The sequence below is a fragment of the Candidatus Chlorobium masyuteum genome, assembly GCF_011601315.1.
Lineage (GTDB): Bacteria > Bacteroidota > Chlorobiia > Chlorobiales > Chlorobiaceae > Chlorobium > Chlorobium masyuteum.
The window spans coordinates 352975-367862 of record NZ_JAAORA010000002.1 but is presented as its reverse complement, the minus strand read 5'-3'; the positions used below and the strand labels follow the sequence as shown (position 1 = coordinate 367862).

Annotated in this window: 18 protein-coding genes and 1 tRNA gene; 10 read left to right on the top strand and 9 right to left on the bottom strand. The window is 51.3% G+C overall.

Annotated elements, in window-relative coordinates; all coding sequences use genetic code 11:
• Positions 1-82 precede the first annotated feature (82 nt).
• Positions 83-157: transfer RNA gene (locus G9409_RS05310), tRNA-Asp, on the top strand.
• A gap of 57 nt (positions 158-214) precedes the next feature.
• Here G9409_RS05310 and G9409_RS05305 read toward each other — a convergent pair.
• Together G9409_RS05305 and G9409_RS05300 are read right to left on the bottom strand one after the other, a co-directional pair.
• Positions 215-958 carry an NYN domain-containing protein gene (locus G9409_RS05305; protein ID WP_006365368.1) on the bottom strand — a complete coding sequence of 248 codons (744 nt, stop codon included), beginning with the start codon at positions 956-958 and terminating at the stop codon, positions 215-217.
• 52 nt (positions 959-1010) lie between these two features.
• Positions 1011-1217: a heavy-metal-associated domain-containing protein gene (locus tag G9409_RS05300; protein ID WP_166807772.1), complete on the bottom strand. Its 207-nt coding sequence runs from the start codon at positions 1215-1217 to the stop codon at positions 1011-1013.
• A gap of 179 nt (positions 1218-1396) precedes the next feature.
• On the opposite strand from G9409_RS05300, the gene G9409_RS05295 reads away from it, so the two are divergent.
• The 3 genes from G9409_RS05295 (at position 1397) to menD (ending at position 5327) form a co-directional block, all read left to right on the top strand.
• Positions 1397-2014: a tetratricopeptide repeat protein gene (locus G9409_RS05295; protein WP_166807771.1), complete on the top strand. Its 618-nt coding sequence runs from the start codon at positions 1397-1399 to the stop codon at positions 2012-2014.
• 137 nt (positions 2015-2151) lie between these two features.
• The gene (locus tag G9409_RS05290) at positions 2152-3576 is read left to right on the top strand and encodes an isochorismate synthase (RefSeq protein WP_166807770.1); all 1425 of its coding nucleotides are present in this window, start codon (positions 2152-2154) and stop codon (positions 3574-3576) included.
• A complete protein-coding gene (gene menD / locus G9409_RS05285; protein ID WP_166807769.1) occupies positions 3573-5327 on the top strand; it encodes a 2-succinyl-5-enolpyruvyl-6-hydroxy-3-cyclohexene-1-carboxylic-acid synthase in 1755 nt (584 codons plus the stop codon). The genes G9409_RS05290 and menD overlap by 4 nt, the downstream gene beginning before the upstream one ends.
• Here the strand turns inward: menD and G9409_RS05280 are convergent.
• Positions 5314-6174, bottom strand: coding sequence for a UbiA family prenyltransferase (locus G9409_RS05280; RefSeq protein WP_166807768.1), 861 nt, complete (start codon positions 6172-6174; stop codon positions 5314-5316). The genes menD and G9409_RS05280 overlap by 14 nt on opposite strands.
• Positions 6175-6385: 211 nt before the next feature.
• On the opposite strand from G9409_RS05280, the gene G9409_RS05275 reads away from it, so the two are divergent.
• On the top strand, positions 6386-6586 hold the full coding sequence (locus tag G9409_RS05275; RefSeq protein WP_166807767.1) for a hypothetical protein: 201 nt from the start codon (positions 6386-6388) through the stop codon (positions 6584-6586).
• Positions 6573-6845: a type II toxin-antitoxin system RelE family toxin gene (locus G9409_RS05270; RefSeq protein WP_166807766.1), complete on the top strand. Its 273-nt coding sequence runs from the start codon at positions 6573-6575 to the stop codon at positions 6843-6845. The genes G9409_RS05275 and G9409_RS05270 overlap by 14 nt, the downstream gene beginning before the upstream one ends.
• 85 nt (positions 6846-6930) lie before the next feature.
• Here the strand turns inward: G9409_RS05270 and G9409_RS05265 are convergent, their stop codons facing one another.
• Together G9409_RS05265 and G9409_RS05260 are read right to left on the bottom strand one after the other, a co-directional pair.
• Positions 6931-7230 carry a type II toxin-antitoxin system RelE/ParE family toxin gene (locus tag G9409_RS05265; RefSeq protein ID WP_166807765.1) on the bottom strand — a complete coding sequence of 100 codons (300 nt, stop codon included), beginning with the start codon at positions 7228-7230 and terminating at the stop codon, positions 6931-6933.
• Positions 7227-7496, bottom strand: a complete 270-nt coding sequence (locus tag G9409_RS05260) for a YlcI/YnfO family protein (protein WP_166807764.1) — start codon at positions 7494-7496, stop codon at positions 7227-7229. Before G9409_RS05260 ends, G9409_RS05265 begins: the two co-directional genes overlap by 4 nt.
• Positions 7497-7669: 173 nt before the next feature.
• Here G9409_RS05260 and menH point away from each other — a divergent pair, with 173 nt between their 5' ends.
• The 4 genes from menH to menE are packed head-to-tail and all read left to right on the top strand — an operon-like array spanning position 7670 to position 11796.
• The gene (gene menH, locus G9409_RS05255; RefSeq protein ID WP_166807763.1) at positions 7670-8476 is read left to right on the top strand and encodes a 2-succinyl-6-hydroxy-2,4-cyclohexadiene-1-carboxylate synthase; all 807 of its coding nucleotides are present in this window, start codon (positions 7670-7672) and stop codon (positions 8474-8476) included.
• Between the two features lies 1 nt (position 8477).
• A complete protein-coding gene (gene menB / locus G9409_RS05250; RefSeq protein WP_166807762.1) occupies positions 8478-9299 on the top strand; it encodes a 1,4-dihydroxy-2-naphthoyl-CoA synthase in 822 nt (273 codons plus the stop codon).
• A complete protein-coding gene (gene menC / locus G9409_RS05245; RefSeq protein WP_166807761.1) occupies positions 9296-10369 on the top strand; it encodes an o-succinylbenzoate synthase in 1074 nt (357 codons plus the stop codon). The genes menB and menC overlap by 4 nt, the downstream gene beginning before the upstream one ends.
• Positions 10357-11796, top strand: coding sequence for an o-succinylbenzoate--CoA ligase (gene menE, locus G9409_RS05240; RefSeq protein WP_166807760.1), 1440 nt, complete (start codon positions 10357-10359; stop codon positions 11794-11796). Before menC ends, menE begins: the two co-directional genes overlap by 13 nt.
• A gap of 13 nt (positions 11797-11809) precedes the next feature.
• Here menE and G9409_RS05235 read toward each other — a convergent pair whose 3' ends face one another.
• From G9409_RS05235 to G9409_RS05220, 4 genes are read right to left on the bottom strand one after another with little or no spacing between them, the layout of a single operon-like run.
• Positions 11810-12355, bottom strand: a complete 546-nt coding sequence (locus G9409_RS05235) for a hypothetical protein (protein WP_166807759.1) — start codon at positions 12353-12355, stop codon at positions 11810-11812.
• 5 nt (positions 12356-12360) lie between these two features.
• On the bottom strand, positions 12361-13107 hold the full coding sequence (gene dapB / locus G9409_RS05230) for a 4-hydroxy-tetrahydrodipicolinate reductase (RefSeq protein ID WP_166807758.1): 747 nt from the start codon (positions 13105-13107) through the stop codon (positions 12361-12363).
• 58 nt (positions 13108-13165) lie between these two features.
• The gene (locus G9409_RS05225) at positions 13166-14053 is read right to left on the bottom strand and encodes a ParB/RepB/Spo0J family partition protein (RefSeq protein WP_166807757.1); all 888 of its coding nucleotides are present in this window, start codon (positions 14051-14053) and stop codon (positions 13166-13168) included.
• A 27-nt stretch (positions 14054-14080) separates the two neighbouring features.
• The gene (locus tag G9409_RS05220; RefSeq protein WP_166807756.1) at positions 14081-14878 is read right to left on the bottom strand and encodes a ParA family protein; all 798 of its coding nucleotides are present in this window, start codon (positions 14876-14878) and stop codon (positions 14081-14083) included.
• Between the last annotated feature and the right edge of the window lie 10 nt (positions 14879-14888).

The following is a 14888-nucleotide window of genomic DNA, read 5'->3' as shown; positions in this document are numbered from 1 at the left end:
CGAACTCAATATAAACAGAAAAAAAACGAAAATACTTTTTGGATTTTAGGGTCGTGCTCTATACATTTACAACTCTTTGAATGGAGCTGTAGCTCAGTTTGGTTAGAGCGCCTGCCTGTCACGCAGGAGGTCGCGGGTTCGAGCCCCGTCAGCTCCGCAGATACATAAAAAAAGGCTTCACTCCGGTGAGGCCTTTTTTATGTGCTCAATCTACTCATCCTTTTTTGCGCTTGTCACGCACATAGATAGCCCTCGATTGTCCGTTACCGAGAACCCTCTCATCAAAATCAAACAGCTTTGTTGCTTCCAGCAACTCTCCAAGCCTGATATAACCGTAGTTTCGTGGATCAAACTCCGGAGATTGCTTGGCGATGTTGCCGCCTGTCGTTGCAAGATGCGCCCAGCCGCTCTCATCAGAGGAGGCTTCAACCGCATTTCTCAGTAACCGGACCAGACGGGTATCCTGTTTAAGCTCAGCCATCGACTTGCGTGCAATCGGTTCGTTTTCATTGAGTTTCAGGCGAAGAACCTCCGTATAGATGAACTTGTCACAAGCTGAAACAAAAGGGCCCGGGGTTTTTTTCTCTCCGAATCCGTAGACCGTCAGTCCGGACTCCCTGATCCGCGAGGCCAGTTTGGTAAAATCACTGTCACTTGACACAATGCAGAACCCCTGAAATTTGCCGGTATACAAAAGATCCATGGCATCAATAATCATGGCACTGTCTGTTGCATTTTTCCCTTTGGTATAGCCGAACTGCTGGATCGGCTGGATGGAAAACTCAAGAAGTACCTCCTTCCATCCCCGCAGTGCTGTAGTCGTCCAGTCACCGTATATTCTTTTGACATTTGCCGTTCCGTACTTGGCAACCTCAGCAAGCAAACCTTCAATAATTGCCGGCTGGGTATTATCTGCATCAATAAGAACCGCAAGCCGTTCCGTTTTCTCGACTGCCATGTCACACTCCTTTCTTTTTTTCCGATAGATGCACCTTTTTTCCGACAGCTCGTTACCCCTTAACCGTAAAGCCCTCTGCCTGAATAGTTTCCGTTATTGCAGCAAGAGTGACCTTTGACGGATCGCACTCAACCGTAACCCTGCCTGTAGAATGAGATGCCTCGGCTTCCAGAACACCGTCAAGCTCTTCAAGAGCCTCCTTGATGAGCATCTCACAACCGCTGCAGCTCATGCCGCTTACCTCTAAATCATGTTTCATGGCTCTTTTATTTCATATGATTACCGGCATTCTCGATCGATCAGATCTAAACCTTCCAAAGAATCCTGACCGCTCAAGTTACGGACACTGCCTGCAATTCTGAAATATTTCAGCCAAATCAGAAACGTATCCAAATCATGATTGGCAGATCATTCATCAAGTGATTATATTGAATTACTATGACTCCTTCACTACCCTATTCAAGGTCCGGACTGTCTCGCTTCATTGCTTGCGCTCTGCTGGCCAGCCTCACCATTTTGACATCCTGCAACCGTAAATCGGATGAAATTGCAAATCTGCAGCAGCAGGTATGGAAAAATCCTCAGGATGCCGGCGGTTTTATGCTTCTCGGCAACGCTCTGGCCCGTAAACAGCGTTATAATGAAGCAACCGAAGCATTCAAAAACGCTCTTGCCTTAAATCCCGGGCTTGATCATGCAGAACAGGCCCTGGGGACGATCGCTTTCAATCAGAAAAACTATGCCGGAGCACTGGGATATTTTCAGAAACACCTTGAACGCGCGCCAAAAGACTCAATGCGTCTTTATGATGTCGGCAATGTCTATATGCAGATGCAGCAGTATGAGAAAGCTTCCACCGCATACAGTGATGCCATAGATAACAGCGAAGCATTTGCAGAGGCCCACTACAATCTTGCAATCTGCTATATTCATACCGGCAGAAGGGCTGAAGCCGAGGCGATTTATGAATGGCTTCTTGTGAAAAACAATTATCTTGCCGTCTCGCTGCAGCGCCATTTCAATAAGGAAAAATCTGGTAGTAGTGAAAAACGGTAACCGGATTTTTTGAAAACCGGTACCGATTTTCCTTCGTTTTTTTATTTCAGGAAACTGATATTGATAACTTGTTGTACTGTTTGTTTCTGTAAGTATGAAACAAACATATTGGAGCGTTATAATGCCGACAAACGCATATGATGAGTGAGCATTACCATACCATTACACCTTCAGCGGAACTCCTGTCTATCGAAAAGGCTGTTGCAAGCCTGAAAACTGCTTTAAGCCTTTACGATGACAAGCTTGATGCGGGCAGAGATCACAAGAACCATCTTGTAACCTTCTCGCAGCCTGTTCATCCTGCAGACCTGCCAGAATGGCTCTCTGTGCAGACGATATATCCCAGAGTGTTCTGGATGAACCGTGAAAAGGATTATGCTGTAGCCGGAATCGGCATTGCTGACACCATTACGTATGACGGAGAAGGCAATAACGACGAGATGTTCAGGCAGTTCGAACGCTCCCTGGCCCGCAAAACTCCCCACGCCCGCTATTTCGGAGGGTTCCACTTCAACAACAGCGAGAGACAGGATCCAATCTGGCAGGAGTTTTCCACCTTCTCTTTTGTACTGCCACTTGTCCAGCTGACATTCGAGAACGCACACTACTCCCTTTCATGCCATCTCTGGATTGAACAGGGTGATGTTGTCATAACAAAAATCCGTGAGCTGACCGATGTGCTTGACCGGCTCGTAACCAACACCGACTGCTCTGCGTCGAAACTCCCGGAACTGCTCAACATCTCCTATAATCCGGATGAAACCCGATGGATTGAGCTTTGCAGAAAAGCGCTCCGGACGTTTACCAGCGGGGAGATGGAGAAGATAATGCTGGCACGGCAGACCATACTGGAGTTCAGTGCGACACTCTCTCCGCTCCTCTTCCTGCTTCGCTATCCCTATCCGGAAAATGCGATCTACAGATTCTACTTTGAGCCGGCTGAAAACCGGGCATTTTTCAGCTTTTCACCCGAACGGCTCTACCGCAGAAACGGCAACCAGCTCCTGACTGAAGCGCTTGCCGGAACCTGTTCGAAAGAGATGATCAAAGGCGGTGACCATCACGCTTCAGAGGCACTCCTGAATTCAGAAAAAGATATCCGCGAGCATAACTTTGTCAGGGCGATGATCTACGAAGACCTCTTCCCGATATGCAGCGAAATTGACATGGAGGAGGATGTCTGTGTTATGCAGTTGAACCGACTTGCACACCTCTATACCCGCTGCTCGGCAACACTCAAGCCGGAATTCGAAAATGACAGCGATGTACTGAAACGCCTCCATCCAACTCCTGCTGTCGGCGGCGTCCCGAAGGAGCCCGCACTTCAGCATATCATGGAGCTCGAACCCTTCAGCCGGGGCTGGTATGCCGCACCTGTCGGCTGGATCAGCCGTGATGCTGCTGAATTTTCCGTAGCCATCCGCTCGGCGCTTGTCAACGGACGCTTCACCTATCTCTACTCCGGTGCAGGACTGGTAACAGGATCGGATCCCCTCTCTGAATGGAACGAGGTTGATCAGAAAATCGGCGACATACTGACTATAACCCGTCAGGAAGCATGAACAACCGCCAGATCACCACACTCTGGAGCAGCATCATCATTGAAGAGCTGATCCGGCAGGGTGCTGATTTTTTCTGCATCTCTCCAGGCTCACGCTCAACGCCGCTCACAGCTGCCGTTGCCGGAAATCCTAAAGCCCGGTGGAAAATCTTTCCGGATGAACGCTCTGCAGCCTTCTTTGCGCTCGGGCATGCCAGAGCTACCGGAAAACCGGCTGTTCTCATCTGCACATCAGGCACCGCCGTAGCCAACTATTTCCCTGCCGTTGTTGAGGCATCCATGGACTCTCAGCCGATGATAGTGCTCTCTGCCGACCGCCCCTTCGAACTGCTTGAATGCGGAGCAAACCAGACTATCCGCCAGGAGAACATCTTCGGCAGCTATACCCGGTGGCACATGCAGCTCCCGGTTCCGTCAGCGGAGCTGCCACCGAAAGCCCTGCTCTCCACTGTTTCCTATGCTGTAGCGAAAGCTGTCGGTTCACCTCCCGGCCCGGTACACCTGAACCAGCCGTTCCGGGAGCCGCTGGAACCGGAAGCACCCGATCCGGAAGATCCCTGGCTCAACCCTCTACATGAGTGGCTTGGAAGCGCAGAACCCTCAAGCCGCACACTTTTCCCGGAAAAGCGACCGGATATTGAAGCTCTCTCGATACTGCGTGGACTGCTTGCAAAAGCTGACAGGCCCCTCATTATTGCGGGAAGCATGCAGCGCGCCGAAGAGGCGGAAGCGGTTGCCGAACTTGCCCTTGATCTTCAGATACCACTCTACGGCGATCTCTCTTCAGGAGTTCGCCTGATGAGCACAACACTTCCATGGCAGCAGGCCTTTGCAACTCCGGAATTCGCTGAACGCTTCATACCCGACCTGGTGCTCCATTTCGGCGGTCGCCTGATCGCAAAACACCCGGCAGCCGCCATCCGGAAGTGGAATCCGAAACACTATATCGTCATCAGACCAGATGCAGAGCGCTACTCCCCCGACCACAACGTAACCATGAGCATTGAGCGTTCGATTCTCCTGACCGCCAAGGCTCTCAAGGGGTGCCGCTCTGCCACTTCCGGAATCAATATGGAGCAGGCCAAAACATTCTTCCGCCACGCAGGAGAAGCCATTGACAGTGAAACCACAGGCAACCTTCCGGTAACAGAAATTTCCGCTGCACGACTGGTTTCAACGCTGATAAGCAGCAGCCAGCGACTCTTCCTCTCAAACAGCATGCCGGTCCGAGATATGGACAGCTTCGCATACAACATTCAGACAGAATGCGTCATAACCGGCATCAACCGCGGAGCAAGCGGGATTGACGGCATTATCTCAACCGCAGCCGGATTTGCCTCAGGCGGACAAAAGCCGGTGACGCTCCTGATCGGCGATATCGCCTTTCTGCACGACCTGAATGCACTCTCGCTGCTCGGCTCCATGGATGTCCCCCTGCAGATTATTGTGCTCAACAACAACGGCGGAGGCATCTTCTCGTTCCTGCCGGTTTCCAAATGCAAAGAGATCTTTGAAACCCATTTCGCCACCCCGCAAAACTACAGTGTCAAATCCGCCGCCGAAACCTTCGGTGTAGAGTACACGAATCCGAAAACAAACGACGAATTCATGGCTGCTTACACAAAAGCATCCGCCAGCCCCCGAAGCACCGTGATAGAAGTCAATGGCACAAGAGAGGATAATCTGCTCCGCCACCGCTCACTCCAGGCCAAAATCAACACCCTCGCCGCAGAATATCTTACCGGGCTGTGATCGCAAGCCGGATAATGATAAACACCACTATCATTACTGAACCGCTCAGATAGATACGGCGGATATCGTTGATTCGGTCTGGTATCTTTGGATTGAGCAGCCGTCTTGCGGAATAGATAATGACTCCATCGAAAATGACAATTGGAGGCAGATAGAGCCATTCAAGCCAGCCGAACACAAAAGGGATGGCGCTTCCTGCTATAACCAATGAAAAAATACCCGCTGCAATTCTCATTGCTCTCTCCGGGCCGAAACGAACAGCCAGCGAACGCGATCCGGTTTTGCGGTCACCCTCAACATCCAGAGCATCGGCGGCGATCTCTTCTCCAAGGTCAACAAACATGGTTGTGAGTGCAAGAAACCAGACTATTTTTTCAAAAGGATTTCCAACCATAATACCCCCGAACACAAAGGTCATTCCCACTGAAAAGCCAACGATGAGATTGCCAATTATTCCTGACTTCTTTAGCCTCCAGTTGTAGAGAAATCCGGCAATCCAGACGACCAGCACAAGAGCAAACGCCTCCACACCAATCATCCAACCGGAAAGGAAGCCGAGGAGTGCAACGACTGTGGCAAGAAGAAGCGCTTCGGCTTTTGACACAAGGCCGGAAGGCAGTGGACGGTAAGGCGCATTGATCCGATCTGTCTCGATATCGAAAAAGTCATTGAGAATAAGAGCGGTCGCCGAAATGCAGAAGATTGTCAGAAAACCAAGTGCTGCCTGACGAAAAGAAGGAAGGTATCCAAGTGCAAGGAGTTCGCCAAGGAGCGCACAGGCACCTGCGGTGCTTGAGAGTTCAAAACGGAAAAGCCGGTACAACCCGATTAATGTTGGCTTGGTCATTGCAAAAAAAGCGTAAGTGACACTTCACGCGGTCAAACCCGACTTCACAATACCCTCAGCATAAAACGGACAGGTGAAACCCCCGAATAACCTTTCTGCTGCGCTCTTCAGTGACAAACTAAATCTGAACCGATATTGTTATATTACGGCAATAAACATAGTCAATGCAAAGGGTGAATTCCCCTGTTTTCAACATTTCAAACCATTATCAATGCCAAAGATTGAGAACATTGACGCGGAATACGTAACCGATAAAAACGGGGTCAAAAAATCGGTTATTCTACCCCTGGACGATTTTTATGAGTTACTTGAAGAGCTTGAAGATCTGGCCGCTGTTGCCGAGCGCAAGGATGAACCAACAATCTCTCATGAACAACTTGTTGAAGATCTGAAAAAAAATGGGCAGCTATAGCATTCACTGGAAAAATTCCGCTGTCAAAGAGCTGAAAAAGCTTGCCAACGAGATTATTCCTGAAATTGTGAACACAGTAAATGATCTTGCAGTTGACCCATTACCACCTGGATGTAAAAAGATGCGAGGATCAGTACAAACCTACAGAATTCGTAAAGGTGATTACCGGATTATCTATTCAATCGAGCATGAACAACTCGTTATTCATGTTATAAGAGTTGGACATCGCAAAGATATTTATGAAAAGTTCAATCCTTGAGAGAAAATGGAACGTATAGTTTGTTGTGTACGTCTCCATTCCACAGATACAAAAAGCAAATACATGACTTTCCCGCATTTGCAGATCAGTAATAGTCATCTTCTTGCTGGTAACGCAAGGCAAGAACGGTAACAGTACTTTGATCCTCGATTTCGAAAAGGGCGACATAACCCGATTTTCCGTCTGAAACAAGGAGTTCACGAAGCAGTGGATTTTCGGGAAGCGCTTTACGGCAACTGAAAGGAAAATCCCTTAAAAAACCGAGTCCATTGGCAATTGCGTTGAGTGCCTCTTCAGCCGTCTTCGGATCTTTTTCAAGAAGAAATGCATAAAGCCGCACAAGATCTTCTTCGACTTCAGGAGTAAAGCGGACAGTGTACTTCAATGCCTTTTCTTTTTGGCTTCAAGGAGCATCTCATGAAGCCGATCAACTACAAGATCAGCATCCTTGTATACCCCGGTAATGCGGGCATGGTCCCGCGATGCAAGCCCCCGAGTAATGAACTCTTTCTGATTGAGCCTTCGGTCAATATTCGCCCGGATAGATGACTCAATAAATGAAGAGAGGCTTTCCCCCTGCTGCAAAACCTCTTCGGCTGCATTGCGGAGCTCGGGTTTAACGCGAAGGGATGGGAAGGATGCGCTTTTCATAATTTATCAATCATTATTCATGCATTGCAATTGCAACACAATATACTCTTCCTGAACGGATATCTGCAAACCGCTCAAACATTCACTCTTCTCCGGTTATACGAAAATAACTTCCTGCAGGTGAAAGAGCTTCATATATTGTTCCTGCAAGAGAATCTAAAGTAGAGTTAGTCATGAACGTCCCCTCATTGCTCATCGGAGACCAGGCTTTGCCGCGGATTGTGTTTTTGCACGGGTTTCTCGGGTCGGGGAGCGACTGGCTGGCTGTCGCAAGGGAGCTTGAACGGGATTACTGCTCTGTGCTGGTGGACCTTCCGGGTCATGGAGAAACGCCGATACCCAAAGTACCCAAAGAGGGCAACCCTGAGCTGTTTTTCATGGAGACCGTTGATGCCCTGGCGGCGGAGTTGAGGCGTTCTGCGGCGGCTCCCTGCTTTCTCGTGGGTTACTCCATGGGTGGGCGTGTGGCGCTTGCCCTCATGATGCGCCACCCGGATCTCTTCACAAAAGCGGTTATTGTCTCCGCCTCCCCCGGTCTCAGAACCGAAGAGGAGCAGGCTGCCCGCCGCAAAAGCGATGAAGGGATTGCCCGAAAAATCGAGAAGAACTTTGAGGGGTTCATTCAAGCCTGGTATGAGCAACCGCTCTTTGCAACCCTGAAAAACCATCCCCTCTTTCACGAGATTGAGCGCGAACGGAAAATCAACAATCCCGGAAACCTCGCTTCAGCGCTCAGGCTCCTCGGAACCGGAGTACAGCCCTCACTATGGGATGCACTGGCGCAAAACAGGGTGCCGACACAATTTTTTGCCGGTGAAAAAGACCTTAAATTCGTTGAGATTGGGCGCCAAATGGTTAATTTATGCCCTGACTCCACGCTTGAGATCTTTTCCGGCTGCGGCCATACGCTGCACATTGAAAACCGGGAGCTGTTTCTCGACCGCCTGAAAACATTTTTCAACAAGCAACAACCATCCTGATATGAGCGCTGTAAACTGGATACCGGCCGGTGAATTTACCGACATTCTCTACCATAAAGCCGAAGGAATCGCCAAAATCACCATCAACCGCCCTGAAAGACGCAATGCATTCCGCCCGCAGACGGTTGACGAAATGATCGAGGCCCTTCAGAACGCTCGCAATGACCAGGAGATCGGCGTGGTCATCCTGACCGGTCAGGGCGACCTGGCCTTCTGCTCGGGAGGCGACCAGAAAATAAGGGGAAACGCCGGTTATGATGACGGCAAAGGGGTGAACAAGCTCAACGTGCTCGACTTCCAGCGTGACATCCGCACCTGCCCGAAACCGGTCATCGCCATGGTTGCAGGCTACTCAATCGGTGGCGGTCATGTGCTGCATATGCTCTGCGACCTTACCATTGCGGCTGAAAATGCCATCTTCGGCCAGACCGGTCCGAAAGTCGGCTCTTTTGACGGCGGATGGGGTGCAAGCTACATGGCCCGTCTTGTCGGCCAGAAAAAAGCCCGCGAGATCTGGTATCTCTGCCGCCAGTACAATGCAGCTGAAGCCCTTGCCATGGGCCTCGTCAACACTGTTGTACCGCTCGATCGACTTGAAGAGGAGACCGTAAAATGGTGTCGTGAGATTCTTGCCAACTCACCGATGGCCATCCGCTGCCTGAAGGCTGCGCTGAATGCCGACTGCGACGGCCAGGCAGGCCTGCAGGAGCTGGCCGGAAATGCCACCATGCTCTACTATATGAGTGAAGAGGGACAGGAGGGCAGAAACGCGTTTGTTGAAAAACGCAAGCCTGACTTCAGCAAGTTTCCCAAAAGACCGTGAAAGCCTCCCATGTAACACTCTACAGGTATGCCATTCCCTTTACGGAACCGGTAACCGTCAAAGGCGTCAGGCTTCTGCAACGTGAGGGCATTATCCTTGCCCTCACGAGCCGGGAAAGCGGAAAAATCGGCTACGGTGAAATAGCTCCGCTTCCCGGACTGCACAAAGAGCTGTTTCAGTCCGCAGAAGCCCAGCTGGTTGAGGTGCTTGCCAAACATAACTTTGTTGCCTCCCCGATAATGCAGGAGCAGCTCTACCCTTCAGTGCGAACCGGTCTGGAGATGGCGATGATCAACCTTGAAACCGCCAATAAGGGGGGCCGTTCCGCCTTTTCGCCGTTGGAAGAGAGTGCAAAAGAGGTTCCACTCAACGCCCTGCTCTTCGGTGATACAGCAAAGATCATTGAGCGGGCAGAGCGCTTGTTCAGCCTCGGATACCGGACATTCAAGCTCAAGATCACAGCCGGAAAAACCGACGATGCCCTGCGGAGCATTGAAGCGCTTCACCGTACTTTCGGCCAGCAGATCAAACTGCGTCTTGATGCCAATCAGTCGCTTTTGATGGATGAAGCTCTCGATTTTGCCCGAAGCGCTCCTGCCGGCAGCATTGACTATATCGAGGAGCCGCTGCAGGACCCTGAACTGATCGGGGAGTTCCATGCTAAAACAGGGATTCCCTCGGCTCTTGATGAAACACTCTGGCAGAAACCTGAGATGCTCAGCTATATTCCGGTGGCCGCTCTCAAAGCGCTCATCCTCAAGCCGAACCGTCTTGGAGGGATCTCGGTGGCCCTCCATTTTGCCCGGTATGCCCAGGAAAACAGGCTGAAAGCGGTATTCAGCTCGGCTTTTGAGAGCGGAATCAGCCTGAGCTTCTATACCATGCTCGCCGCCTCGCTCTCTTCTCTGCCTGCCGCATGCGGCCTTGACACCTACCGCTACCTGGAGTACGACCTGCTTGAAACCCCGTTCGGGAGTAAGAACGGTCTGCTCGATGCAGAAACCATCTATCTGAACGCCCAGAAGGTTAACCTGCGAATGTTAAAGCGCACCTCACTATGGACCTTGTAGGCAGAGCTGCAAAACGTTTCGGCAGCGCTCCTGCAATCATGATGAAGGGAAAAAGCCTCTCATTCCTGGAGTGTGATGAGAGGGCCCGCCATATTGCCGGGCTGCTCTGCAAGGAGGGATTTCGGGCGGGCGACATAGTCGCACTGCTCTCGGTAAATACCCCCGAACTGGTCATCACCCTGCTTGGTCTGCTTAAAGCCGGAATGATTGCCGCTCCGCTCAACAGCCGGTTTCCCGAAGAGCTGATCCGGACTACCGTGCAGAACCTTCGCCCGAAACTGCTGCTGACCGGCAGCTCTGCTCAACTCCTTTACTTCGGATGCAGAACTTCGCCGCTCACCTCACTGCTTGAAGATGCCTCGCGCTTTGCCGCTGGGGAGAGCATGGTGCCACCCGAAGAGATGTCGCGCCCGGTTACCATTATTCATACCTCGGCCAGCTCGGGAAAAGCAAAAGCCGCCGTTCACACCTTTGCCAATCACTGGTACAGTGCTCTCGGCTCCGAAGAGAACCTCCCTTTCGGACCCGGAGATTGCTGGCTGCTCTCACTCCCGCTCTATCACATCGGGGGTTACGCCCTGCTTTTCAGAGCATTTGTTTCGGGTGGATGCCTTGCGATTGCAGAATCCGATGAGCCGCTTGCAAGCTCACTCGGGAACTTCCCGCTCACCCATCTCTCGCTGGTACCGACTCAACTCTACCGCCTGCTGGCCCAAAGCGAAAGCGCCCTGCGCCTGAGCCGACTGAAAGCTGTGCTGCTTGGCGGCAGCTCTGCTCCGAAGTCACTGCTTGAGGAGAGTGTACGGCAGCATATCCCCCTCTATCTGAGCTACGGCTCAACCGAGATGAGCTCACAGATTGCCACTACTCCAGGACCGATAAATAGCCCGGAACAGAACAGCGGAATGGTTCTGCCCTGGAGAGAGCTGCGCAAAGCGGCAGATGGGGAACTGCTGGTCAGGGGGGCAACCCTTTTTTCAGGATACCTCACCAACCGGGGTATTCAGCTGCAAACCGACAGCGAGGGATGGTTTCACACCAGCGATATCGGCACGCTCTCTGAAGAGGGAGTGGTGACGGTAATCGGACGCAAGGATAACATGTTTATCTCCGGAGGAGAGAACATTCACCCCGAAGAGATCGAGAAAGCGCTGATGATGATCGAGGGAATACGCGAAGCTGTTGTAGTGCCTATTCCTGATCGTGAATATGGCGAGCGGCCGGTGGCATTCATTGAGAGTGAAGAGGAAAACGCTCCCGATGAGGGAGCTATCAACCTTGCGATGAACTCGGGAATCGGTAAACTCAAAAGCCCTGTACGGTACTGCCGGGTAGAAGCGTGGAGAACCCTGCCGGGTTCGCAGAAGATTGACAGGGGGTGGTACAAACTGCAAGCTCTACCAATATCCCGCTCCTCCGGAGCTTAAAACAACCTTTCCGTCACGCTTTTCTTGCTTTGCGTTTGAGCCTGAGCACGGCAAAAGCAGCGCCAAGACCGGTCATGGGGGCATAAAACACACCTGAAAAGGCCATATTCATCAGCAGCTCCCTGAAACTCAGCTTGACTGGTGCCAAAGCAAGCTTCTCTGCTGTTACAAGTGCCTGTACCTGATCCTGTAGTTCAGGCTTCCCTTTTGCCATTTCAAGTGCCCAGTCGATGATCAGCGAGAGGCTTTCTGCTCCGGGGCGATAGTTGAACTGCTGCATCAGCAGAAAGGTTACGCTCTCGGAAAGCACCCCGCCCGCCATACCGGCAACACATCCCAGAAAAAAGGCCTCACTGTAGGGAAGACGGACCTGAAAACGGAGAATGGCGTGGTTAAGCGCAATCGTACCGGCAAGAAATACCCCGGCAAAGAGAAAAACATTCAGCAGGGTAAGATAGGGTACCGTTGTTGTCAGGAGAATGATCGCAGCACCAAGAAGAACCGTATAGAGCTTTCCTGAAAATGAGAGGGCACTTTGCGTTGAACTGTCGGCTGCCATAGAGTTCAGGAGAGCTTTTCGTTTAAAAAATCATCCATGGTATAAAATCCCGGCGTTGTTCTGTGACGCCCTGCAAGCCACTCGGCAGCTTCAACCGCTCCGGCGGCAAACCCTGCGCGGCTTTTGGCCGTATGGGAGATCACGATCTCATCCAGCTCGGAATCAATAAAGGCGGAGTGCTTGCCGAAAACTGTGCCAAGCCGTATTGCCGCAACGTGCAGCTCTTCAGGAGCAAGTTTCCGCTCATCCGACAGCTCACGCACAACCGTTGTTTTCCGCCGGTTCGCCTCAAGAATCATATCTGCGGCCCTGAGCGCTGTTCCACTTGGAAAATCAGCCTTTCCGGTATGGTGTTGTTCAGCTACAGCAATATCAAACTGCGTAAAAGGAGAGATCAGCCGGGCAGCTTCGCGAACGGTTCGGAGAAAAATGTTGACCCCGAGTGAAAAATTGGACGACCAGAGCAGCGAAGCCCCGGCATCGGAGACCTGGCTTCTGACCTTTTCGCGAACATCGTCCCAGCCGGTGGTACCGACAACAACCGGCACACCCGAACTGAGGATGGCTGGCAGATTAAGCAGAAAAGCCTCCCTTACGGTAAAATCTATGATGGCATCGCTTCCGCGAAACAGGTCGGGAGTAACGGGAGTATCGATATCAAGAACGGCGGCTATTTCGTGCCGGCCCGACTGACCGATCACTTGGGCAACCTGTGTTCCCATCCTGCCGTTGCCTACAAGGGTAAACCTCATGATTAGTGTTCTGTTGAATATTTGTCTCTCTATCCAGTGGAGCAGGAGATACTGACGACTACTCGTGATTCAGAATTTCAAGTACCCTGTCGAGATCATCATTGGAGAAATACTGGATATGAATCTCCCCCTTGCCCCCCTTCTTTTCAACTATGCGAACCTTGGTTGCAAGCTTGTCTCTCAGAAGTGACTCCAGTTGGGTAATATGCAAAGAGCGGTCCGGAGAGTTAGCCTGTGCCGGTTTGGACTGCTCCTTGAACATGCGGTTCACCAGCGTCTCTGTCTGGCGAACAGAAAGCTCATGACTGAGTACCTGCTTCCATACCTTCAGCTGCTGCTGCTCGCCGGGGAGATTGATAAGCGCCCTGGCATGACCGGACGAGATCTCCCTGTTTCGTATGCTGTCCTGAATCTGGAGGGGCAGTTTGAGAAGACGGAGAAAATTACTGACCGTTGAGCGGTTTTTTCCCACTTTCTGGGCGATCTCGTCCTGTGTCAGACGGCACTTTGTGGTGAGGCTTTTCAGGGCAAGAGCAACCTCAATGGCATTGAGATCCTCACGCTGGATATTCTCGATCAAAGCCAGCTCCAGCTTGCTTGAATCATCATGTGCCTCGATAACATAAGCGGGAATAAACTTGAATCCTGCCAGGGTGACTGCCCTCAGGCGCCGCTCTCCGCTGATAAGCTGATACCCCTCCCCGTCACGGCAGACCGTAACCGGCTGTATGACACCGTTTTCAATAATGGAGTTCTTCAGCTCTTCAAGGGCTGTTTCATCAAACTCCTTGCGGGGCTGAAATGGATTAGCCCGGATTTTCTCAATCGGCAGGCTGCCAATGGATCCGTCCCGGGCAAGCTCCTCCTGCTCCTCCCTGGAACCCGAATCAAATCCCTCATCCGGAATAAGTGCTTTCAGACCTCTTCCCAATGCATTTTTAGACATATCACCCCGCCAGCTTGCCCTGGTCAGCTACCGCTGCCGGACTTTAAATTTTTTAATATTTCCATCCCGTTCAAATATCTCCTGAGCCAGATCGAGATAATCTTTCGACCCGATACTCTGGGCGTCATAGAGCAGAGCCGGCTTGCCATGGCTCGGAGCTTCGGAAAGCCTTACATTCCTGCGGATATAGGTACGGTAGACCTTCTCCTTGAAAAATTTCTTTACCTCTTCAGCCACCTGTGTAGCCAGACGAAGCCGTGAATCATACATGGTCACCAGAACCCCTTCAATTTCAAGCTTCGGGTTCAGGTGCTTGCGAACAATGCTGATGGTGTTGAGCAGCTTCCCCAGCCCCTCAAGGGCATAATATTCGGCCTGGACCGGTATCAGCACCGAATCGGCAGCCGTAAGCGAATTAAGGGTGATCAGACCAAGCGAGGGCGGACAGTCGATGATAATGTAGTCATAAAGGGAACGGACACCCTTGAGTGCTTTCTGCATAACATACTCGCGCTCCCGCATGTTCACCAGTTCAACCTCCATACCGACAAGGTTGACATTGGAAGGAAGAACATCGAGATACTCAATACTGGACTGCTTGATGGCATCCTGTATGTTGCCACCCTTTACCATAACCTGATAAAAGGTGTTATCAATCTCGTCACCGGTCTCAATGCCAAAACCGGATGTAGCATTAGCCTGGGGATCGATATCGATCAGCAGTGTTTTAAACTCAGAAATAGCAATTGAGGCAGCTATATTAACGGCAGTGGTTGTCTTTCCAACCCCCCCCTTCTGGTTTGCAATCGCAATAACTCTGCCCATGTACTAACCA